The sequence below is a fragment of the Njordella aestuarii genome (genome assembly GCF_056494165.1).
Genome location: NZ_CM151397.1, coordinates 5,645,393 through 5,665,955 on the forward strand (window position 1 = coordinate 5,645,393; position 20,563 = coordinate 5,665,955).

Sequence of the window (20,563 nt, forward strand, 5' to 3'; positions counted from 1 at the left end):
TTCTACGTTCTTCAAATCTTTACGGCAGAAAGATTCTTACGCAAAAGTTGAGGATTACTCAGGATTTAACACCCCTTCCATCGAATCGAAGACCAACCAAGAGCTCGAACACTATTTTAGCGAAGCATTGAACAACCCTGGTCGGTCGTGCGCGAGTGCTATAAATTAACGACTTGGTGCTCCTTTTAAGCAGGCGGCAGCACGTGTCGACCCGGTAAGCCGCAGTAGCTTTGCGTTTTCATACCCTCAACAATCTGACTAATTTCTGATGTTCGAATCGCTCCAAGAAGGGCTACAGTCCGCTTTTAAACAGATTCGTGGTCAAGGCAAATTGACCGAATCCAATATGCGCGATGGGCTCAAGACGGTCGAAACGGCCATGATTGAGGCTGACGTGGCGTTGCCGGTCATCGAGCAATTCATGGGAAAGGTCACCGAAGCGGCTCTCGGTCGACGTGTCCTGCTTTCGCTACGGCCGCATGAAGAACTTGTCCGAGTGGTCTATGACCAGCTCGTGGAAACGCTTGGGCCCGTCGATTCTAGCCTCCCTCTTAAACGCGGTAGTCTTACCATTCTAATGCTCTGCGGACTCCAGGGAGCTGGTAAAACAACGACTTGCGGCAAACTTTCGCAGTCAATTCGCGATCAGAAGTTCAAGCCTTTCATGGTCGCGGCTGACTTGCAACGCCCCGCTGCGATCGACCAATTGCACGTCATCGGTGATCAGATCGGTGTCCAGGTATACAGCGAAAAAGGTGCTCAGGACCCTGTCAAAGTCTGTCGCGACGGAATCGCGATGGCTAAAGCAGCAGGTGCGGACGTTGTAATTTTGGACACTGCGGGCCGCTTGGCGATCGACCAAGAGCTGATGAAACAGCTCGAGCGTATCGACAAGGAAGTAAAGCCCGACCAGATCCTACTCGTCGTCGACGGGATGACCGGCCAAGACGCCGTCAACAGTGCGGCTGCGTTCCATGAGGCGCTAGAACTTGACGGCGTAATCATGACCAAACTGGACGGTGACGCGCGCGGTGGGGCTCTCTTGAGCGTCAAAGCAGTCACGGGGGTCCCCATCAAGTTCATTGGTACGGGCGAGCACCTGGATGCTCTGGAGCCATTTCGCCCTGAAGGCATGGCCAGCCGAATTCTGCAAATGGGCGATATTCTTGAAGTTGCCCGCGAAGCCCACAAGTTGGTCGATGAAGACGAACGAAATCGCATGGAAGAACGGATGAAGAAGGGCCAGTTCTCGCTGGTCGACTTCCGTTCGCTCATGGAAAAGCTTCGGAAACCTGGACTTATGACCAAAATGCTGGGCTTAATGCCTGGCATGGGGCAAATGTCCAAAATGCTGAATTCGCCCGAAAGCGAGAAGCAATTCAAGCAACTGGTGGGCATGATCGATTCGATGACCGTGGCCGAACGCAACAATCCAAAACTCATTGATACGACTCGCCGAACGCGTATCGCGCGTGGGGCAGGGGTCCTTCCGCAGCAGGTCAATGACCTCGTCAAAATGTTTGATTCCATGAAACCGCTGATGGCGATGGCGGCCGGCGGAAACATGAAAGACAAACTGGGCGCGGTTAAAAACATGCAAAACATGATGAGCGCCAACCCGTTCAATCCCATGCAGGGCGGCAAGATCAAACAAAGCACCGGCAAGCGGCTTACACCCAAGGAAAGGGAGAAATTGGCGAAGGAGAAAGAGAAAATGCTGCGTAAAATGCGAAAGCAAAAATGATTCTCGGCAAAAAACCGCGAAAAACGTCTCCCCACATACCGACTTGCACGCTATAACTAGCGACCCTCATTTACTAAGTTCAGTGTTTTTGGAGCTTCCTTACAGTGGCTGTTCGCATCCGTATGAAACGGCTTGGACGTAAAGCGCGTCCGTTTTATCGAGTTTGTGCCGTTGATAGTCGTCAACCGCGCGATGGTCGTGTTCTCGAAGAATTGGGTTACTACGATCCAATGTGTAAGGAAGTCGACGCCCGCGCAGTGCTAAAGGGTGATCGCATTTTGTATTGGGTCGGCGTCGGTGCCCAACCCAGCGATGCCGTTCGTGTATTGGTCAAGAAATATGGCAGCGAAGGCACGCATAAAGAACAACAAGCCGCTGCATTTGCACGACTGAACCGCGACGAAAACGGAAATCCAAAACGACGCGTCAGTGCACCAGTTCAAGGTGCTTAGTGCACCGCTTACGTTCAATCCTACGGTAGGAAGAATCAGCCGGAACGCGCTAGCGTCCGGTTATCGCCGTACGAACCGGGTGCCAGTTGGGCTCCGGCCGATCTAAGATTGAATTTTGACGCAGCACTAGTGCTCTGTCACTGATTAATTCTTGTTTCGAAAAGTGCAAGACAGGCGTTCTCGCCCGTCTTTTATCAGCGACGACTTAAAGCAAGTCCATGCGTTTCGACATTGTTACTCTGTTTCCGCAAATTTTTAGCGGTTATCTTTCGCAGAGTATCCTGGCCAAAGCGATCGCTGCTCAACTTGTCCAAATCGAAACACACAACCTCCGCGATTGGTCTGCTGACCCCAAACATCATAAAGTCGATGATCGGCCCTTTGGTGGCGGACCTGGCATGCTCCTCTCGGTCGAACCAACCGTAGCCTGTGTTGAAGAGATTTCAGGCTACGATGCTCGACTTCCGACGACGATCCTGCTTTCGCCTCAGGGTCGTAGACTTGACCAGCGTTTTATCGAAGACCTCTCGAACGATCCGAAAAGACGCTTCTTGCTGCTTTGCGGCCGGTACGAGGGTTTTGACCAACGCGTTTCCGACATCCTGAACCCGCTTGAACTGAGCGTTGGCGACTACGTTTTAAACGGCGGCGAAGTAGCAGCGATGGTATTCATCGACGCCATGGTCCGAATGGTACCGGGCGTCCTCGGGGACGAAAACAGTAGCGTTCAAGACTCGTTTTCACGCGGCAACCGCATGCTAGAGTTTCCGCAGTACACTAGACCGAGAGAGTTCCGCGGCCTAGCTGTTCCCGACGTTCTGCTGAGCGGAAATCACGAAGAAATCGCCGCTTGGCGAGCTCAACAGAGCACTAAGACCACGGCTGAAAAGCGGCGAGAATTGCTCGATCAACCGCCAGAATGATAAGCCGCGCGCTCGGATGTCTCTCGTATTGCTCGAAAAAGTCAGACGGAAGATGGGGTTTTTGGCTTCCGAGGCCGATTTTGCCCTTTTCATTTCGAACGTTTTCGTGGAATATACGTCCCCCACTTAACTGCAAAAATATCTTTCACGCGACGTTGTTTGCGATTTATCATGAGCCAGGAAATTTTAAAACTTGTTGAACAGTCTTCGTTGAAGGCCGACCTTCCGGTATTTGAGATCGGTGACACCGTCGACGTGCACACACGAATCTTGGAAGGCAACAAAGAACGCATTCAAGTTTTCACCGGCGTTGTCATTGCCCGCAGTGGAAGCGGTTCCCGTGAAATGTTCACCGTTCGACGTATCGTCGCGGGCGAAGGGGTCGAGCGAAAGTTCCCTGTCCACTCGCCACGCATCGAAAAAATCGAAGTCAAACGCCGCAGTGTGGTTCGCCGTGCCAAGCTTTACTTCCTACGGGAACGTAGCGGCAAGGCTGTTCGGCTTCGCGAACGCCGCGTCTAACTGATATTTACCGAGCTGAATATGATTTAACGACGGTCTTTTGGCCGTCGTTTTTGCTGCGCTGAACGACGGACGCCGCGTCTGCAGCTTGCACAACTTGCCTCTCTCCAAAACGCGCTGGGGCGCCACGACGTCCCATTTTCGTTAAAAGCTTCGCTTCACCAGCAGTTTGACATACAATAGCAGTATTCCAACCTGCTCATGTCGCTCTATTTAGAGGCGTTAACGTATGCGAAAAACACTGGCACTTCTCAGCATGATTGCGGTGTCCACTTTCTCGACGAACACTGCAAGTGGTTTCGGCCATCATCGCCATGCGTATTACGCAACGCCTGCCATAGGATTCGCTTCCTATGCCCGCCCTTATGCTTGGACGAACTCGTACTACTACAGCTCGTACTCAAGTTTCTACCCCAACAACTTCGGCCTATCACTCACTTGGTCGCGTCCTTTTTACAGCACTTATCGACCTTTCTACCGCGGCCTGGGACATCACTATCGCTACCGCCCGTACTACACGAGCTATGGCTATTACAACAGCTTGAACTACTCCGTCTTACCCTACACTTACAGCTACCATACGTATCTGCCCACTTGGAATGCTTACTCGACGTACTCGGTTCCAATCGTTCGCTATCCAACGTCACCCTGCGTCTATCCTACTACCAGTTTTTACAGTCAGACAAACTGCTGCGAGCCACAACCGATCTACAACGACTGCTGCAGCTACGTTCCTGCGTCCGCGAACTACTCGGGTTATGTTCCCACTGTTATTGAAGATTCGGCCAGCCCAAGCCAAGCGTCGCCTCCGGTCCATCTTGAAATCCGGAACCAGCAGCCTTATCAAATTGACGACCAGGCTAGCTGGCTGGACGTCGCAGTTGACTTGATTGACGACATGGTTGACCAAGGTGCGATGCAGGAAGCGGAGGACGCCTGCACGCAATTGCTGAAAGTCCGAAAGGCACTGCCAAGCGAAGTTGTTTTGCGCGCGGGCTTGCTGGGCCTAGCAAATGGAAAATCAGAAAATGAAGTGGCGTCGCTCTTTCGCTTGGCGACCCACGACGGTGCTGTCGCGATTGATGCGACGATGCTATCGGCGCGATTTACGCAGCGGCTCGCTAGCGAGCACCAAGTTTTGGAAACTGCGATTCAAAATGCGTCGAAAGCGATTCTCACACGATCGAATTCGCCGGAGCCAAACGCCAAATTTGTGAGCGCTGCCCGCACCGGCCAAACACAGCCTACGATTCTGCCTAACAGCAGCCGGGAGATTTCAGCAACGGATGCCGAAGTTATTTTAGACACGCTGCTTCGCGTGAGCGGTGAAACGGAAAAGGCAAACGCGATTAGCGAGGCCTTGGAGCACACTGCACTTTAACAGTACGAACGCTCCTTCATCTGGCAAGCGTCCGAAAGCTGAAGGCCGAATGCTGTTAATCTGTGGCGAAACACGATAAGATATCAGTCTCACCACAACTATCCTGCCAAAATGTCGATTTGATGAACACACCTTCGGGCTGGCATGTTTCCCGGCCGACCTCTCTGTTAATACTTTGTGCAATCGCGTTCAGCGCTTTTTCGCACGGGTTACCCATTGTTGCTCAAGAGCCCAGCAAAATCATCGATTTTCAGCGAGATGTTCTTCCGATCCTGAAAATGCGCTGCGCTGAATGCCACGAGGGGGAGGAGGCAAAAAATGGAATGGAGGTTCTGGATCGCGATTCCATGTCGAGCTACATCGACTCATCCGGAGCCGATGCTAGCAGCCTCTGGGTAGACTACCTCATCGCTGTCTCCAAGGAAGTGGATCCAGAATCGTTAATCATGCCGCCGGAGAAACCACTTCCACCTGGCGAATTGGCGATTCTAAAGCTTTGGCTCGATGAAGGTGCGACGTGGCCTGATGAGCTGGCCGCTCCACACAGCGACGAAGCTCCTGAGCTCGCGAGCATCGCTGACGTTCCGAAAGGACTAACGGCGAGTGCTATTTTATCGGCCAGCGGATATTTCCATCCGGCAGTGGTCCACTTTCCAATTGCATTGTTAATATTGGGTGCAGGTGCCTCTTTCTTTTCCTACTTAGGTGGTGGAGAAACGGCCAAGAAGTTTGCGTTCTTCTGTTTGATCTTTGGCGCACTCACATCCGTTGCTTCGGCAGTTGCTGGTTGGGGATTCGCACCGCAGCGGGGATATAACTACACGGGGCTAATGCCGCTTGCAGACATGTCCGACGACCAAGCATTGCTGTATCGGCACCGCTGGTTCGGTATCGGAACAACGATCTTGGCTTTATTAATCGCCGCAATTGCGACGGTGTCGATGCGTCAGGGCAGGGGAGGGCACGTTTGGAGAATGGGGCTTGTCGTCTGTGCTATGCTGGTCGGTATCACCGGCCATCAGGGAGGTGAAGTCGTTTATGGTGACATCTTGCATAAGGCGATGGAGAAGCTCGGCTTCGACGATAAAGCTCCCGCTTTACCTCCAGCGACAACTCCTGACATCGAGCCCGCTAAAGAATAACATCACAAGCGCCGGAGTCGCGTTCGATAAAACGCGTTTTCACGAAGGTTAACCGGTCTTACCACTTGCGATTAGACACGTGCCGGTGTCTGCAGGGCCTGTCGAGCGACTTCAAGTACGCGCTTTTGCACATCTTCAAATTCGCCTTCAAGAAAAGCTCCCGCTGCTGCGCGATGTCCGCCGCCACCGAAATTTTTTGCCAGTTCGTTGCAATTAACATGGCATCGAGAGCGGAAGCTGATTTTGAAGCCGCCCTTTAGCTGCTCAACAAGGATCACAGCGACCTTCGTCCTGGCAATGGCAAGCGTAAGATTAATCGCATCTTCAGTGTCACTCGGGAGCGCTCCCGTGTCAGTAAAATCATCTTTGCGCACAAATGTGTGCACCAATGCACCATCTAGCTCGGAATTGGTGCGTGAAAGTATTCGACCTCGCAGTCGCACTCGACCAATCGTATCACACTCATACAGATCGCCATAAAGCTCCGATGGATTTGCTCCAGCATCTACCAGTTCAGCAATTGCGCGGTAAGTGTCGCTGGTTGTGGACGCAAATCGAAACCAACCGGTATCGGTAGCAATTGCACAGTAAATCGCACTCGCCATTGCCTTTGTTATGTTAACCTTAAGATGCTTGGCCAGTTGGAAGACCAACTGCCCAGTGGCTTCCGCACTGGTGTCTTTGAAGAATTGCGTACCGAGATCATCTTCGCCCACATGATGATCGATGCATATCTTAGTGCCACTGAAACGTCGCAAGTAATCTCCCATTGGCCCGAGTTGTGCCCACGCACTTGTATCAAGCACAATCAGGCAATCGCCCACAATTTCGCTAGCGTCGATCGTATCTCCAACAACTTCAATCCGCTGAGCTGGGTCCAGAAAGCTCAAACTGGGAGGAGTTTGGTGACCATTGACGATCGTGACCTTTTTGCCAAGTGATTCTAGAATGCCAGCCATTCCAAGCTCACTACCCAACGCGTCACAATCAGGGCGAATGTGGCTGGTAAGGATAAAGCGTTGATGTTTGCTGATGAGTTCGGCAACTCGATTCAGATCGAAACGGTTTGACACAGAGGTTCCTGACATGGATATCGAAATTTATATTTGAAATGAGAGCGACAACGAAAGTTCTACGTCGATCAATGTGACTTTGGGCAGCAATGTTTGTGCTAATACCCTACTCAATATAGCCACAATTCGAAACCGGTTTTACGCCTAACTTAATTTTGCAGCCAATCTCTGGTGATTCTTGAATATGGCACGACACACTTCGACGTCGTCATGGATTTGCGCCTTCAGACTTTCTACAGACGAAAATTTTTCTGGCCCCCGAATTTTTTGGAAAAGCTCAACTGTCAATTCGCGATCATAGAGATCTCCATCGTAATCAAGGATGTAGCTCTCGATCGTGGCTTCCTCCTCTTCGAACGTCACGTTGGGACCGATGTGAGTAGCAACTGCATATTTGCCATCGTCGATCTGACATTGCCCTGAGTAGATGCCAAACGGCGGTAGTAAAGCTTGGATATTCGCCAGATTTGCTGTAGGAAAACCGAGAGATCGTCCGCGGCCTTGACCATGTACAACCGTCCCTTGCAGGGCATAGGGTCGGCCTAGAAAACGCTGAGCACTTTGCAAATCCCCCGCCAGAACTTGTTGGCGAATTGTCGAACTGCTTATAGAAAGACCGTTAACGAACTGATCTGCGACGATTTCACAGGGGATTTGATGGTGATCACAAAGCTCTTGAAGCGTCTGAACGTTGCCTGATCGTCCTTTTCCAAAATAAAAGTTGGAACCTTCCACAATTCCGCGGATTTCAAACTGATCCACGAGAATCTTTTGAAAGAATGCTTCTGCGGACAGCCCCAAAAGTTCATGTGTGGTTTCCAGAATCACGACGTGCTCGACGCCATATTGCTGCAACAATGCGGCGCGTTGATCGAGTCGTGTTAGGATCGATGGTTTGAAGTCCTTGCGCAACAGCGCTGCGGGTGGTGGATCAAAGGTAACCGCGACCGATTGAACTCCGGCATTGCTTGCTTGGCCCAGCAGAGCTCGTATTAGCGCTTGATGCCCTAAATGAACACCGTCAAAATTCCCGATGGTCACCGCGCAAGAACGTAACGCTTCGGGAATGGATTTAAAATCGGTGCGGTAGACAGACATGGCGAAGCATTATTGCCGCCCCGAGTTTTTTTCACAGTCCCTCCCAAGGAAGACCTGCCGTGGACAAGTTTGTTTCATTAAAGGATAGGCCCTCAGATTCGAACAAAGGTAATTTCGGGCACGCCTTACTGATTGGCGGCTCCTACGGCATGGCCGGGGCCATTTCAATTGCGGCCCTGGGAGCCCTTCGTAGCGGAGCAGGGCTCACAACAGTGGCTACGCCCTCCGTATGCGTTGACACCGTTGCTTCATTTCACCCCGTCCTCATGACTGTCCCTCTGCCATGCGACCGGCGTGGCCGAATATCCCGCGCGGCGACCGCTTCTCTTAGAAAATCCCTGCACAAATACTCGGCTGTAGCCATTGGACCCGGCATGGGGCAATCACTCGACCTGCAAAGGTTGGTTCTAGAACTCTACCAAAGTTGCCAAGTCCCATTGATTCTCGATGCCGACGCTTTAAATATGCTAGCTAAGAAGCGAGACTGGAGCGATCTCACGACCGCGGGGCCGAGAATACTTACTCCGCACCCAGGAGAATTCCAACGCTTGAGCAACGTTGAAGCAAGTGACCGTCCGGGACAAATCCAAGCGGCCCAGGCACTCGCTGCATCAACCGAAGCCGTCATCGTGCTCAAAGGCAGCCGTACGGTAATCATCGATCCAACAGATCAGTTCACCAATTCCAACGGTAACCCGAAGATGGCCGTCGGCGGCAGTGGCGATCTGTTGACCGGGATCATCGCTTCGCTCATTTGTCAAAAGATGTCACCATTCGAGGCAGCCAGACTTGCGGTCCACCTTCATGGACTCGCTGCCGATTTAGCGGCTGAGCAGATTCTCAGCCCAAGTGTTCTGGCCACCGATATAGTCGATTTCCTGCCCCAAGCATTCGGTCGCCTTAAATCAAACGCCTGATTGGGCCTGGAGCGTTGCTAAGATTCGTTCTAGTTCAAGCTTCAACTTGGCCTCCGATTCGTCAGCAATTCTTCGCGAACACTCGCTTACAGGCTGCCTTGATACCCCCATATCCCAACCCCGAAGCGAAGTCCCTCGCCGAAAACCTTCTGGAAATTCCTGGACACCGATCATCAGATCAAACAATGCCAGAAGTTGGTATTGAAGTGACATTGCTCGGTCGACATTGCCGCTCCTTACGGCTTCGTAGATTGCCAAAGTCAACTCCGGCGCTACGCCCGTCGAAGCATTCGTACCGCCATCGCATCCAGCGATCAGCATTGACGCTAAAGAGGCATCCCAACCGGTCAGAAAGCTGAAGTCGGATCGCTGAGGTCGAACACGCGTGATCATTCGCATCATATTTGGCAAATCGCCTGAACTGTCTTTGATACCAACTACTCGGGGACAATCCATGGCAAGCCGATAGATCGTGTCCAAGTCGATGGGAGATGCAAACATGGGAATATTGTATAGCGTCACATTCACTCGCACGTCCGCTGCGATCGAACGAAAGAATTCATACACACCGTCGCTGCTCAGTCGATAGTAGTAGGGCGAAACAATGGCGACTGCTTGAACTCCCAGGTCAGCATAGTAATTACATGCGTCGATAGTCTCTTTCACATTGGCTTCAGCGGCCCCAGCCAAAATTGGTATGCGACCTTGAACTTGATCAACGACGACTTCCATAATGTGACGTCGTTCGGAAGCGGAAAAACGCAGAAACTCACCGGTACTTCCATTCGGATATAGACCGTGGACTCCTTTTCCGATCAACCAATCGATGTAGGCTCGCAGTTTTTCTTCATCGAGCGTTCCGTCGGCCCGTGTCGGCGTAATATTGGGGACAAATAATCCTGAAAGTCGATTGCTATTTTGTGAGTTCATTTTCTGTTTATCTAGATGCCAAAGTTTGGCAGAACCGGTGGGATTTTAGACTGGAGGATACATTGTAACTGATTCTACAATTCTGAAGATGTCCCTGCTTTACTTCAGGACAATGATCAAACCACCCATAGTTTCGATTTCGTCTGAAGCGAGCGGCGTGGTACGATAGGAGCTGCCACACTGTCCGGTTTCAAAACACTTAGTCTTTTGCAGCTCCAATAGCATTCGCCCGATGGCAAGTTCCAATCCCATTGTTCCGACTGTGGATCAGCCGGCTTATTTGCCTGTGTCTGTTTTAACCCAGCTGCGGGAGCGTTTTCTAAAATTCCGAGCTACGTTGCTTTTCTGGCATTCGGTCGGTCGAGTAGCCGGTATAGCAATCTATGCGGCTCTAGGTATCGGCATCCTGATTGCATTGGATTACTTGGTCGGGGTCGGCAAGTGGGAGGTGCGACTTGCGCTCGGCGTTGCATTGATGATTCTGGCGGTAGATGCATGGAGTATCTTACGACTGTGGAGATTCCCACCGAGTTTTTCTGAGCTAGCACGTTGCGTAAAATCTGGAACGACGCACGAAAGAGCCACTCTTGTTGCGACTGCCATGTTGCTAGATCGCAGCTCAAGCAAACCGGCGGCCAGCCGCGAAATCGATAACGCTTTAGTGTACGCGAGCCGAACACTCGACACTTCCAATTGGAGTGACACCGTCTCTCGGTCGCAACCGTTGACGAGAACGGTGATAGCAATGGCCTTGATTGGATTGCTTACTGCGGCTTTAAGTTCGTCCACTCCGTTTCGCTTTTATGGAGCCAATGTGCTCAATCTAGCGATTGGCGATCCCTCAGAATGGACGCCGGAATTGGAGTTTGTATCTCCGCCCGCAGTTGTGCCCTTCGGTGAAAACCTCACCCTTTTCGTCAAGTCATCCATTAACGACACTCGTGCCCTATCAACCGCTAAGCTAAATGTGGATGGACAGTTTAACAACGTAATACCTTTGGATAAGCCTTCGGACGGCGCTGCAGCGTTCCTCATCGAAAATGTTCGTTCCGATCTAACAGTTCAAGCCACAAATAGCCTACGCTCGAAATCGAGGAGCATCGAGATCCGGTGTGTTGAACCAATTCAGGTTCAATCACATGAGTTTACGGTGACTTGGCCCGAACATCTCAATCAGAGCCAATTCATCTCTTCGCAACCGTTGCTACAAGTGGTCAGCGGTTCCACAGTCAGGCTAAAAATTCGACTCACCCAGCCTGTGTCGGCGTATCACGTTTCTTTGCTGGAGAGTTCATTGCTCGAATCGCCCGATGCTACTACTGTCACCGCTCCCGCAAATCTCACAAAACAACCGCGAGAGAGTCGAACCATCGAACAAGTCTTTCCCGATTTGAGAGAGAATAGAGCAAATTCAAATGCCTCCCTGCCACTCGTCAGAAAACTTCACGTCATCATTGCCATCACTGACTTGAATGGAGCAACTTACAAAATACCAATCGCCCTGCAAATTCATGTTCAACAAGACGCGCCTCCGAGCCTAACCCTAACGAGCGAACGTACCGAAATTGCAACTGGAAATTCCTGTACATTTACGGGCACAGCCGAAGATGACTTTGGCATGCGTGAGATTTTCCAAGTCGTTCGCGAGTTGCCAGATGCGAAAGTGAATACTACACCTCAAGAAATTCGTATCCCGATCCAACTTGGTCCAAAGGCGACAGAACAATCGCCGTTAGCTCGCTTTCGTTTCGAAAACACACTTCTCGCCAGCGACCTCAACAAGATTCTTGCGGTCAGCAATCAAGCGGAAACATGGTTAGTGGGCACAGATTCGGCAGGTCAGACCTCGCATTCCAATGTTGTAGTAATAAGACGCCTAACAGAGCAATTGAAACAAGAAATGCTCACGTCGCAGGCGAGCGATATTGTTTCGACTCTCCAAGGTTTAACTGAAGACCAGACAAGAGCGACGGAGACAGCAGACGAACTGCTAAAGGAAAGCGAGACTCTCAAGGATGAAACCGTTGAGCGAGAACTTACTCGCCTTGAAAACATCCGGCAGGAAATATCCCGACAGCTTGGTGGCGACAACGAATCAGTACGTACAAAGATTGCAGAAACTCTTGCTCGGATGTCTGCGAATCAGTCCAACTCGACTGAACCGATCGATTCACTTCGAACGGCACTCGAAGCTATCGATAAAAAACTGGTTCCTGAATATCAGCAGCTTCAACGCAAGCTGCAACAGGCATTGAACGAGCCATCGGTTTCAACGCAGCAGCTCGAGTCAATTGCCCAGTCTGAACACCAACTGCTTGCAGAAATTGAGTCGCTGCAGGTCACTCTTGAAAAAGGTCTCCAGAGTTCTTTAGACACAACCGACGGCCTCGAACTAATCAAGCGGCAACGAGCGCTTTTGGATACCACACTCGACAGCCTAACGAAGGGATTGCTTCGCCGTGACTTATTAGATGGACTCGCTGACGAACAGCAGGCGATCGCCGATGAATATCGAGGACAAGCTACGCCCCCCGAAAAGGAGTCGAGAAAAGCTGATATATTGGAAGAGATGGCGGCCGCAGAGCGAGCATTGCGTCTCGGCCAACTTCCGATTGCCGTTGAAAAGCAAACGACCATCACCAACCAATTAGAACAATTGCATGGGACCGCCGAACCGAAGAACGCAATTTCAGATCGCGGCGTTGAAGATGCAACCGGAACAAGCGCGTTTGATTCACTTCTTAGTGGTTGGATAAAAACCCAACAGGAATTAAATAATGAGCTAGAAGTATTCGTGCAAGAGTTCAATTCAGATTCTGCAGGCCTCGGGAACTTTGGCGCGAAGCAGCAAGCACTGGCGAGAGAGATCCAAGATCACCTAGCAAGCTCTTCGAACCCGCAGTACTATCACTGGACACTTTCCGAAGCAGCACGACTCCTAACACGCGTTTCAGCCAGCACAATTCGCCGAACGGTGAATTCAGCAACTTTGCGAGAAGCCAAAATGGCCGAGAATCTTCTCCTTGCGTTGTCGAAATCTACTGACCAACCAAGCGAAAAGCCTGATGACGCAAATCAATCACAGTCAACAGGCGATGACAGCCCCTCAGAGAACGACGCTCTCAACAAAGGCTTTATTAGGGAATTGAAAGTGATCCGCGAAATCCAAGAAATGCTCCGCGAGCAAACAGAAAGTCTTCGCGGTAAGGAACGAGTTAGCACAGAATTGAATGCGATCGAATCTACGCAGGGTGCGCTCGCAGCGCGACTCCGTGAACTGATCACCCAGATCCAGGGGATGCAATGAATCAAAAGAGACTAATTATGAGTTGCCTGAATTCCAGAATAACGCGCGCGATGCGTTTGATCGGTGTCTACGTCGGTGCGGCTTCAATTACGCTGTTCGTCGGTCAGCCAGTGTTAGCTCAGGAATCGTCATTGCTCTCGGATCTCGAAGAAACTCTGAGCCAATCCTCTGCAAGTGAGTCGACTACTGCGTTTCCGCGTGACGACCAAAATCCGAATGCAATAACCCTTGAATTGAAGTCGATCTCAGATCGCATGTTAGATGCTTCCGAGGCAATCCGCGCATCGGATCAACGGGGAGAAAGATTTTTGGAGGCGGCAATCAACTTACAAGCAGATATTGTTCGGCACCTTGACGCATTTCTATTACCGCCCGATGACAGCGGCAACACAAAATCACAATCGGTAGCACACGATTCCAATTCATCAGAGGCCGAAAATTCGACCGAGCAACAGCAGCGAATTGCGGTGCGGGAACAACAACCCAAAAATGATCAATCGTCTGCGGAACAACCACGCGAGGGTGATGCTCAAGCGACTACCCCCGACTCTGGCAACAGTGCAGATTCGACTGGGACGGGGAGTGACGCGACTTCGGTCCCCGCGTCGGACGAAGCAAAGTTAGCTCAACTTCGCGAAGACATCATTAGCAGCGGGAAGGCGAGGTGGGGTAAACTTCCCGAGCAGATTCGCAATATCATCGGAAGTTCGAACGCTGCGGATTTTGCAAAAGGCTATGAATTGGAGACGAGCGAATACTTCAAGAAACTTAATCGTACATTGAAAGCCGCGGAATAGTCTGATGAGAGACTCACCCAAGGAACTCGTCCAGGAAACGCGAGACTCTTTAATCTCCAATCGACGTCGTGCGCTTCAATGGCTGGCGTTCTTAACAGGTATGTCGGTAGCCGAACGGCTCGCGTGCCCGAGGATTTTTGCACAAGAACGCTCGGATTTTGACGAAGATTACACGGCAGATGTCGATCGAGCTATTTCGGAAGGACTCGCCTTTTTGGAAGCCCGCGAAAACAATGGCACGTTCACAACCGTACGCTGGGGCCAAAACATCGGCGTCTGTGCCTTGGTTGGGCTAGCCTTCTTGTCGCGCGGCCATCGAGTAAGCAATGACAAACGCGGCCTGCTTATCCAACGCATTGCTGCCAGGATCCAGTCAAAAGCAAAACCAAGCGGATTCCTGGTAGATGAGCTGACACAGTCTCACGGACCGATGTATGAACATGCTTTTGCAACACTATTCTTGACGGAAGTGCACGGCACTGCACCCGAGGCAGAATACTCAGACACTATTAAGTCCGCCGTAGACCTAATCGTTCGCAGTCAGAATGATCGAGGCGGATGGAGATATGACCCCCGCCCCAGCGATGCGGACCTGTCGGTTACCGTCAGCCAGATTATGGCTCTGCGTGCCGCTAAAAATTCTGGTTTTTTCGTACCTGAAGAATGTGTCAATTTAGCAATCGAATATGTTCGGCGTTCGCAGAACCCTGACGGAGGTTTTGCGTATCAGTTAAATGATCGACGAAGTCGATTTCCGCTAACGGCTGCCGCGGCTGTCGCTTTTTATAACTCTGGTATTAATTCGGGTGATGAACTTGAGCAGGCATTCACGTTTCTTTCGAACCCCGTAAATTCCAATCAAGTTCTACAATCTAGTTACTTTTTCTACGCTCATTATTATAGTGCTCAAGCATATTGGCATCGACGCTCCAATTGGTCAGCGTGGTATCGTTCGTTGGTAGAAAAAATCCTACCGCTGCAACTTCCGAATGGTTCCTGGAGCGACCAAAGCCAAGGTGACGAGTTTGCAACATCCATGGCATGTCTAATTCTCAACACTCCCCGCAGCATGCTTCCGATCTATCAGCGATAATGAATCTTTTTGCACCACGTTTAACCAACATCTTAACAAGAGCTGCAGGCCCGATTGCTATCAGGCTTATTCTTGTTATGTTCACATGGTTGTTTGTGCAAATCATTTTAATTCCCCGAACTCAAGGGCAAGCAATCAACTTAGGCACGTTGCATTTGGTAGGTGAAACCCGGACGCACGCAATCTTCAAAGGACTTGATGAAGACGGTAAGTTTTCGTTTCAGTTGGGAGACAAAGTCGCAAGCTATGAATCATCTGAACTTGTGGCCTGGAACTCGAAATCGCCAGAACATGCGGTAGCTCGTCAACTAGTAGTGCTGACTGATAGCTCTATTATCGCCGGAACAATCCTCGCTGTTAAAGACGGTCGACTCTTTATCAACAACCAGGTATTCGGTTTAGCAGAACTTCCTGTTGAATCTATTGCGGCCATAATCTGGGACACGGTGAAAATCGCTCCGCCGCAGTACTTATCCGCCTGGAAAATGGATTTATCGCAAGCGGAAGACAGCATCTACCTCAAAAGTGGCGACGTTTTGTTAGGCGTTTGGGAGAACATTAATTCTATTGGCGAAACTATCGGGAACTCGACTCCGACTGTTGCCCTGATTAACCATTCGGGCGAAACATCAAAACTAAACTTGTCGCAAATTGCTGCAGTTCGATTTTCTCCCATTTTGAAAGAGATCGGCAGCCCCAAAGTTTTAGCTCGTATGCGTTTGTCCGATGGTAGCGAACTGGCCCTTAAAAGTGGAAGTAAGACTGATATGGCAGAGACGCAGATCGAACTGGCATCCAAAATCGTCTTCAGCCTTACGAAAGAACAAAGCGTTGCACTAAACTCTCGCGCAAGGTTGATAGTGAACGACGCATCTGATGCATCCGAGTCTACCTGGAAGCTAATAGGGCCGAACGACTTGGCTGATTACCGTATTATGAAACCGTGGACGTTCCAACCCGCGATTGATTTCAACTATCAAGGTGACCAAACTGACATGCTCATCGATCGTACAACGACAAATTCAGCCATGCTCGTACCCACCCCTTCTCGAAGTATATGGACGCTTTCAAAACCTTGGACAAAAGCGGTTGCGACAGTACGACTTGTTCCCTATGCAAATGAGCAGTCCGTAAGCGGGGTCAATGGAATGCAGACTCTGAACGAAAATGGGCTAGCAACAGAAGACTTTGGCGCGTCGCTAAAATTCTTTGGAATCGCAGCCGGCAAGCTGGTTCCGATTTATTCGGCACCGGTACTTGATAAGAGCACTCCCTCCACAAGCTTCTCTGTCCCAATCGCTGGCTATGAGAGACTTGTCTTGTTAATAGAAGGACTGAACGGGTACTCGACAGCTCCGTCTGTCCAATTTGAATACTTTAGACTGGCTAAATAATGACCGTAGAAAATTCGGATTCGTCCATCTCAGTGAGCGACTTTCAAAAACTCATCCATCGCATGTACTATGAGAAAGATGTACAGCGGGGCATTGACGGTACTTTCATGTGGCTGATGGAAGAAGTGGGCGAGCTAGCTTCGGCATTGCGGACAAACGATGACCGCCAGAATCTAGAAGAAGAGTTTGCAGATGTCATTGCATGGTTGACGACCATCGCAAACGTAGCAGGAGTCGATTTGAGCAAAGCACTTCGCAAAAAATACGGGGCAGGGTGCCCAGGCTGCGGACAGTTCGTCTGCGATTGTTTGATTACCGAAAAGCCTTGAAGCGGCTCCTCAGATTTCTTTCTGAATTTGAAAATCGACTTTTGTTTGTCCGAACTTCTTACCCTTCATATCTTCGATCGTAAGGCGAAGTTCATAGCTGCCAGCAGGAATCTGCAGCGGCATAAAAATGCGATAGACGACGAAATAATCGCGGCGGTGATTTGCGCAGACTTCTTTTTCCATGGGCAAAAGCTGGTCTGCTATCCGCTTACCGTTGCGATCGATAATTTCGTAGTTACCTTGCAGCTGCGTCTCGAAACCCGATTTCAGTTCTTCAGCCGTGACATTCTCCAACTCGCAATAGAGCAGCACGTCTTGGTCTGGTTTGAATTGATACGTCTTAAATGGCGTTGTAATACCATACCCTTGAACTTCAGTACAAAAGCTGACGTTTCTAACCTCTAATGTACTAACGGCGGCCAAATGGCTAGTAGCTTTACGTTGGCTTTCCATGACCAGCGCCCAGCGACGAGAAGCCACGGGAATCCCTTCAGGATTTGTCGACTCAAAAAGCGCTTGCAATTGATGACGAAAATATTCTTGTTCGTTCGCGCTCAGGCCTTCGATTGGTTTCAGAGCATCGTCAAGGCGATTATTTGCTAAATAGACCGCCCTCAAGGCCAGTTCATACTGCAATCGCAATCGAGGTTCGAGACTGTCCGAATCGGCTAACACCGCTTCGAGTCCAACACAGGCTTGGGCAAGTTGTTGCTGCCAAGTCAGTGGAGTCGCATCAGGCAAGACGGTCGCTTGTTGCACAATGCTCTCGAGATTTTGCTTAGGCTCGATTACTGGTTGGGTTGCGGAAGCAGGCACGACGTCAGAGGCGCTTGAAGCGACTTCATCTACTGCGGGAGTAGATTCGGGAGGCTCTGAAACACTGGTAGCGTTCATGTCACTGATCGAAACGCGGACTTTACCTTCACTGTTGGACTGCTCAGGCGCCTTTGCCGAATCCGTTGAGGCGGTTTCAGTGGAAAGTGGAACAATGGCTGAGGCTGGTACGACAGCCGACGGTTGATCTAATACGCTACTTGGTGAACCGATGACTACTGGCGCAACTGCTTGGACTATGGTGGGTCCAGTATCGGATAGCGAATTGGTAGTCTGCACACTTTCGGGTACAGGCGTCGACACAACTGTTGATGTCGAAATATTTTGATCGAGACTCTTTTGTTTGGCAGCCGCAATTTGCTTTCGAAGAACGTCCTGAAGTTCTGGCGGAAGGACTGCGATGGCGCTTTCTAGATCGAGGTCATCTTCGCCAGTGGCTGTAAGTTGGCTGGCACTGGCTTTCTCCGTCGGTGTCGCCGCACTGTTGGGCAGAGTACCGTTTCCGGCAGCGAGGTTCATTGCAGAAGCGGAATCACTCGTTGTCGAAACGCTTTTCTCCTTCGGAACTGCCGACGCATTGCTTTCAGCTGTCGGAGCAGCTTGGACACTATTATCCGTTGGGGTCGCAGCCGACGTGTCTTTGACATTCGCCGAATAGCGACGGGGCATGGAATAACTTGATTTCTTCGGCGGCTCCCAATCGTCCACGGGGGCGGTCTTTAGATCGCGTCGCATACCGAAAGGCTGGCACCCCAAGAAGAAGGAGATCAAAGAAAGAAGGGCTATCGTCTTTGTAAAACTGCCGACTTTGCCCAGCCCTACTTCCGTCAAACAGCCGTTCGAAAAGGATGTTCCCGCGCAGGCAGTCTGATTCACCAGATGTCGAGGAGAATTCTGGGGTTTTGGCGACGAATTTGGCAGGTCCATTGCCATTCACTCCATTGGTCAAATTGCATGAGCTCACATGCTGCAAATTTTGGTCAAGCCCGTTGAACATAGGATAAATCAAGGGCGCAACGCAATAGAAGTCATTTTGAGACGAACCGACGCGTTCGCCCCAGCCCAACCTCACTAAACCACGCAGCCCGCAAAACCTACGCAAGCTGCTTGCATTCGCTATCTTCGCGGCTATCTTACACCATAGCGTGTACACCCGAATCTCTTTGGATTGATTCGGCACCATTGATTATTTGCGATGAAGGGTCGTGCGAGGCATAAAATAATGAGGAAATTCTTCGCTTTATTAACTGCGGTGTTGGCAGCCGCTTTTGCAGGTGAAACTGCCACGGCTGGCGGGTACGGCAGCTCCGGCGGATATGGCAGCTATGGTTCGGGGTACGGAAGTTCCGGCGGATACGGCAGCTCGGGCTATTCAAGCTACAGCGGCTACGGAAGTAGCGGATACGGCAGCAGTGGTTACAGCACCGCATCCTATGGCAGCAGTGGATACTCGGCAGGTTACGGCAGCAGTGGATATAGCACTGCGGCGTATGGTAGCAGCGGGTATACGGCCGCTTACGGAAGTTCTGGACAGGCCGCGCCAGGCCCGGTTCGTCGACTCTTCCAACGGCTACACGCCCATCACCAAACAGCCGGCTACGGCAGCAGCGGATACAGCACAGCAGGCTACGGCAGCAGTGGATATTCCTCTGGTTACGGTAGCAGCGGCTATTCAACTGGCTATGGCAGCAGCGGCTATTCCTCTGGTTATGGTAGCAGTGGCTACTCGTCTGGATACGGAAGCAGTGGCTATTCAACCAGCTCTTATGGTTCAAGTGGATCGACTTATGGCTCCAGTGGCTCGGCGTACGGTTCGAGCTACATGGGTGCGTCAACAAGCGGTTTCACTCCAGCTGCGGTAGGCCCCTATCCTGCACCTGCCGGATATCGCTGGGTTAAGCGCGTTCGCACCGGCGAAGTGGCACCTACAATCATGTCGGCTCCATCCGCAAGCGTTTCAAGTCCGTCCAACATGCTTGTCAGCTCGGTCAACGCTTTCCGCGGTGACGAAATCCAACTGACAGTTCGCGTGCCAGAGTCGGCAAGCGTTTTTGTAAACGGCAATGTCACCACCAGCACTGGTCAGATTCGACAGTTTGTAAGCCGATCGCTCGATCCTAACCAAGACTATCGCTTTGAAATCAAAGTTGAAGACACGGTTAATGGCAAAGTTGTCTCGGATACCAAGACTGTAGTTCTAAGCCCAGGTAAAGGCGAAGTCGTTGAATTCGACCTTACCGAACCAGGCCAAGAGGTTGAAACCGCTTTGACTTTGAATGTACCTGAGGGTGCACAAGTGAGTCTAGCAGGCAATTCGACGAAGACCACAGGCGAAGTGCGAACGTACCGCACGATGGAACTGAAGAACGGTCAGATTTGGGACGACTATAAAGTTGTTGTCACAAAAGATGGCGTTAGCAAGGAAAAGACGATTCGCTTGATCGCCGGTGACGACATCGAGCTTACGTTTAACTTTGATGAATCGGTTGATGATCGTATTGCTCAGCGCTAATGCGTTGTACGCAATCGATTAAAGCTAGATACTTAAAAAGAGAAGCCGGCCAGATATCATCTGACCGGCTTTTTTTGTATTTGAAGTTGAAATACACACGAGATCGCAGCCTGGA

Annotated in this window: 17 protein-coding genes; 13 read left to right on the top strand and 4 right to left on the bottom strand. The window is 50.8% G+C overall.

Translation table 11 applies throughout. From position 1 onward, the window contains the following. The first annotated feature begins 268 nt into the window (after window positions 1–268). The 6 genes from ffh (at window position 269) to SH451x_RS22080 (ending at window position 6,164) form a co-directional block, all read left to right on the top strand. Window positions 269–1,744, top strand: a complete 1,476-nt coding sequence (gene ffh / locus SH451x_RS22055) for a signal recognition particle protein (RefSeq protein WP_479359325.1) — start codon at window positions 269–271, stop codon at window positions 1,742–1,744. Between the two features lie 104 nt (window positions 1,745–1,848). Continuing rightward, complete coding sequence (gene rpsP, locus SH451x_RS22060) at window positions 1,849–2,196, top strand: 30S ribosomal protein S16 (protein WP_479359326.1); 348 nt, start codon at window positions 1,849–1,851, stop codon at window positions 2,194–2,196. A gap of 218 nt (window positions 2,197–2,414) precedes the next feature. Next, a complete protein-coding gene (gene trmD, locus SH451x_RS22065; protein WP_479359327.1) occupies window positions 2,415–3,119 on the top strand; it encodes a tRNA (guanosine(37)-N1)-methyltransferase TrmD in 705 nt (234 codons plus the stop codon). Between the two features lie 171 nt (window positions 3,120–3,290). Continuing rightward, window positions 3,291–3,641 (top strand): 50S ribosomal protein L19, encoded by a 351-nt coding sequence (gene rplS / locus SH451x_RS22070; RefSeq protein ID WP_479359328.1) that lies wholly within the window; start codon window positions 3,291–3,293, stop codon window positions 3,639–3,641. Window positions 3,642–3,870: 229 nt separating this feature from the next. After that, window positions 3,871–5,022: a hypothetical protein gene (locus SH451x_RS22075; RefSeq protein ID WP_479359329.1), complete on the top strand. Its 1,152-nt coding sequence runs from the start codon at window positions 3,871–3,873 to the stop codon at window positions 5,020–5,022. Between the two features lie 122 nt (window positions 5,023–5,144). Continuing rightward, the gene (locus SH451x_RS22080) at window positions 5,145–6,164 is read left to right on the top strand and encodes a DUF2231 domain-containing protein (protein WP_479359330.1); all 1,020 of its coding nucleotides are present in this window, start codon (window positions 5,145–5,147) and stop codon (window positions 6,162–6,164) included. Between the two features lie 71 nt (window positions 6,165–6,235). On the opposite strand, the gene SH451x_RS22085 is transcribed toward SH451x_RS22080, so the two are convergent. Together SH451x_RS22085 and SH451x_RS22090 are read right to left on the bottom strand one after the other, a co-directional pair. Then, window positions 6,236–7,237: a DHH family phosphoesterase gene (locus SH451x_RS22085; RefSeq protein WP_479359331.1), complete on the bottom strand. Its 1,002-nt coding sequence runs from the start codon at window positions 7,235–7,237 to the stop codon at window positions 6,236–6,238. 144 nt (window positions 7,238–7,381) lie between these two features. Then, complete coding sequence (locus SH451x_RS22090) at window positions 7,382–8,335, bottom strand: bifunctional riboflavin kinase/FAD synthetase (protein ID WP_479359332.1); 954 nt, start codon at window positions 8,333–8,335, stop codon at window positions 7,382–7,384. A gap of 59 nt (window positions 8,336–8,394) precedes the next feature. Between SH451x_RS22090 and SH451x_RS22095 the strand changes: the two genes are divergently transcribed. Further along, a complete protein-coding gene (locus SH451x_RS22095) occupies window positions 8,395–9,252 on the top strand; it encodes an NAD(P)H-hydrate dehydratase (protein ID WP_479359333.1) in 858 nt (285 codons plus the stop codon). Here the strand turns inward: SH451x_RS22095 and SH451x_RS22100 are convergent. Then, window positions 9,241–10,182: a dihydrodipicolinate synthase family protein gene (locus SH451x_RS22100; protein ID WP_479359335.1), complete on the bottom strand. Its 942-nt coding sequence runs from the start codon at window positions 10,180–10,182 to the stop codon at window positions 9,241–9,243. The two genes, SH451x_RS22095 and SH451x_RS22100, sit on opposite strands and share 12 nt — an antisense overlap. Window positions 10,183–10,414: 232 nt before the next feature. On the opposite strand from SH451x_RS22100, the gene SH451x_RS22105 reads away from it, so the two are divergent. Genes SH451x_RS22105 through SH451x_RS22125 form a run of 5 tightly spaced genes read left to right on the top strand, consistent with a single transcriptional unit; the run spans window position 10,415 to window position 17,102 of the window. Further along, window positions 10,415–13,489 (top strand): hypothetical protein, encoded by a 3,075-nt coding sequence (locus SH451x_RS22105; protein ID WP_479359337.1) that lies wholly within the window; start codon window positions 10,415–10,417, stop codon window positions 13,487–13,489. A gap of 17 nt (window positions 13,490–13,506) precedes the next feature. Continuing rightward, window positions 13,507–14,286 (top strand): hypothetical protein, encoded by a 780-nt coding sequence (locus tag SH451x_RS22110; RefSeq protein ID WP_479359338.1) that lies wholly within the window; start codon window positions 13,507–13,509, stop codon window positions 14,284–14,286. A 4-nt stretch (window positions 14,287–14,290) separates the two neighbouring features. Further along, window positions 14,291–15,379, top strand: a complete 1,089-nt coding sequence (locus tag SH451x_RS22115) for a prenyltransferase/squalene oxidase repeat-containing protein (protein WP_479359339.1) — start codon at window positions 14,291–14,293, stop codon at window positions 15,377–15,379. Then, window positions 15,379–16,773, top strand: coding sequence for a hypothetical protein (locus SH451x_RS22120; protein ID WP_479359340.1), 1,395 nt, complete (start codon window positions 15,379–15,381; stop codon window positions 16,771–16,773). Before SH451x_RS22115 ends, SH451x_RS22120 begins: the two co-directional genes overlap by 1 nt. After that, entirely contained in the window at window positions 16,773–17,102 is a 330-nt protein-coding gene (locus SH451x_RS22125; protein WP_479359341.1) for a MazG nucleotide pyrophosphohydrolase domain-containing protein, read from the top strand. The genes SH451x_RS22120 and SH451x_RS22125 overlap by 1 nt, the downstream gene beginning before the upstream one ends. A 9-nt stretch (window positions 17,103–17,111) precedes the next feature. Here the strand turns inward: SH451x_RS22125 and SH451x_RS22130 are convergent, their stop codons facing one another. After that, window positions 17,112–18,863, bottom strand: a complete 1,752-nt coding sequence (locus SH451x_RS22130; RefSeq protein ID WP_479359342.1) for a hypothetical protein — start codon at window positions 18,861–18,863, stop codon at window positions 17,112–17,114. A gap of 295 nt (window positions 18,864–19,158) precedes the next feature. Here SH451x_RS22130 and SH451x_RS22135 point away from each other — a divergent pair, with 295 nt between their 5' ends. Beyond that, a complete protein-coding gene (locus SH451x_RS22135; RefSeq protein WP_479359343.1) occupies window positions 19,159–20,448 on the top strand; it encodes a TIGR03000 domain-containing protein in 1,290 nt (429 codons plus the stop codon). The last annotated feature ends 115 nt before the right edge of the window (window positions 20,449–20,563 follow it).

Excerpts from the sequence above, each read along its gene's own strand:
- ffh (WP_479359325.1), top strand. The coding sequence starts at position 269 with ATGTTCGAATCGCTCCAAGAAGGGCTACAGTCCGCTTTTAAACAGATT.
- trmD (WP_479359327.1), top strand. The coding sequence starts at position 2,415 with ATGCGTTTCGACATTGTTACTCTGTTTCCGCAAATTTTTAGCGGTTAT.
- rplS (WP_479359328.1), top strand. The coding sequence starts at position 3,291 with ATGAGCCAGGAAATTTTAAAACTTGTTGAACAGTCTTCGTTGAAGGCC.
- SH451x_RS22075 (WP_479359329.1), top strand. The coding sequence starts at position 3,871 with ATGCGAAAAACACTGGCACTTCTCAGCATGATTGCGGTGTCCACTTTC.
- SH451x_RS22080 (WP_479359330.1), top strand. The coding sequence starts at position 5,145 with ATGAACACACCTTCGGGCTGGCATGTTTCCCGGCCGACCTCTCTGTTA.
- SH451x_RS22090 (WP_479359332.1), bottom strand. The coding sequence starts at position 8,335 with ATGTCTGTCTACCGCACCGATTTTAAATCCATTCCCGAAGCGTTACGT.
- SH451x_RS22100 (WP_479359335.1), bottom strand. The coding sequence starts at position 10,182 with ATGAACTCACAAAATAGCAATCGACTTTCAGGATTATTTGTCCCCAAT.
- SH451x_RS22105 (WP_479359337.1), top strand. The coding sequence starts at position 10,415 with ATGGCAAGTTCCAATCCCATTGTTCCGACTGTGGATCAGCCGGCTTAT.
- SH451x_RS22110 (WP_479359338.1), top strand. The coding sequence starts at position 13,507 with ATGAGTTGCCTGAATTCCAGAATAACGCGCGCGATGCGTTTGATCGGT.
- SH451x_RS22115 (WP_479359339.1), top strand. The coding sequence starts at position 14,291 with ATGAGAGACTCACCCAAGGAACTCGTCCAGGAAACGCGAGACTCTTTA.
- SH451x_RS22120 (WP_479359340.1), top strand. The coding sequence starts at position 15,379 with ATGAATCTTTTTGCACCACGTTTAACCAACATCTTAACAAGAGCTGCA.
- SH451x_RS22125 (WP_479359341.1), top strand. The coding sequence starts at position 16,773 with ATGACCGTAGAAAATTCGGATTCGTCCATCTCAGTGAGCGACTTTCAA.
- SH451x_RS22130 (WP_479359342.1), bottom strand. The coding sequence starts at position 18,863 with ATGGACCTGCCAAATTCGTCGCCAAAACCCCAGAATTCTCCTCGACAT.
- SH451x_RS22135 (WP_479359343.1), top strand. The coding sequence starts at position 19,159 with ATGAGGAAATTCTTCGCTTTATTAACTGCGGTGTTGGCAGCCGCTTTT.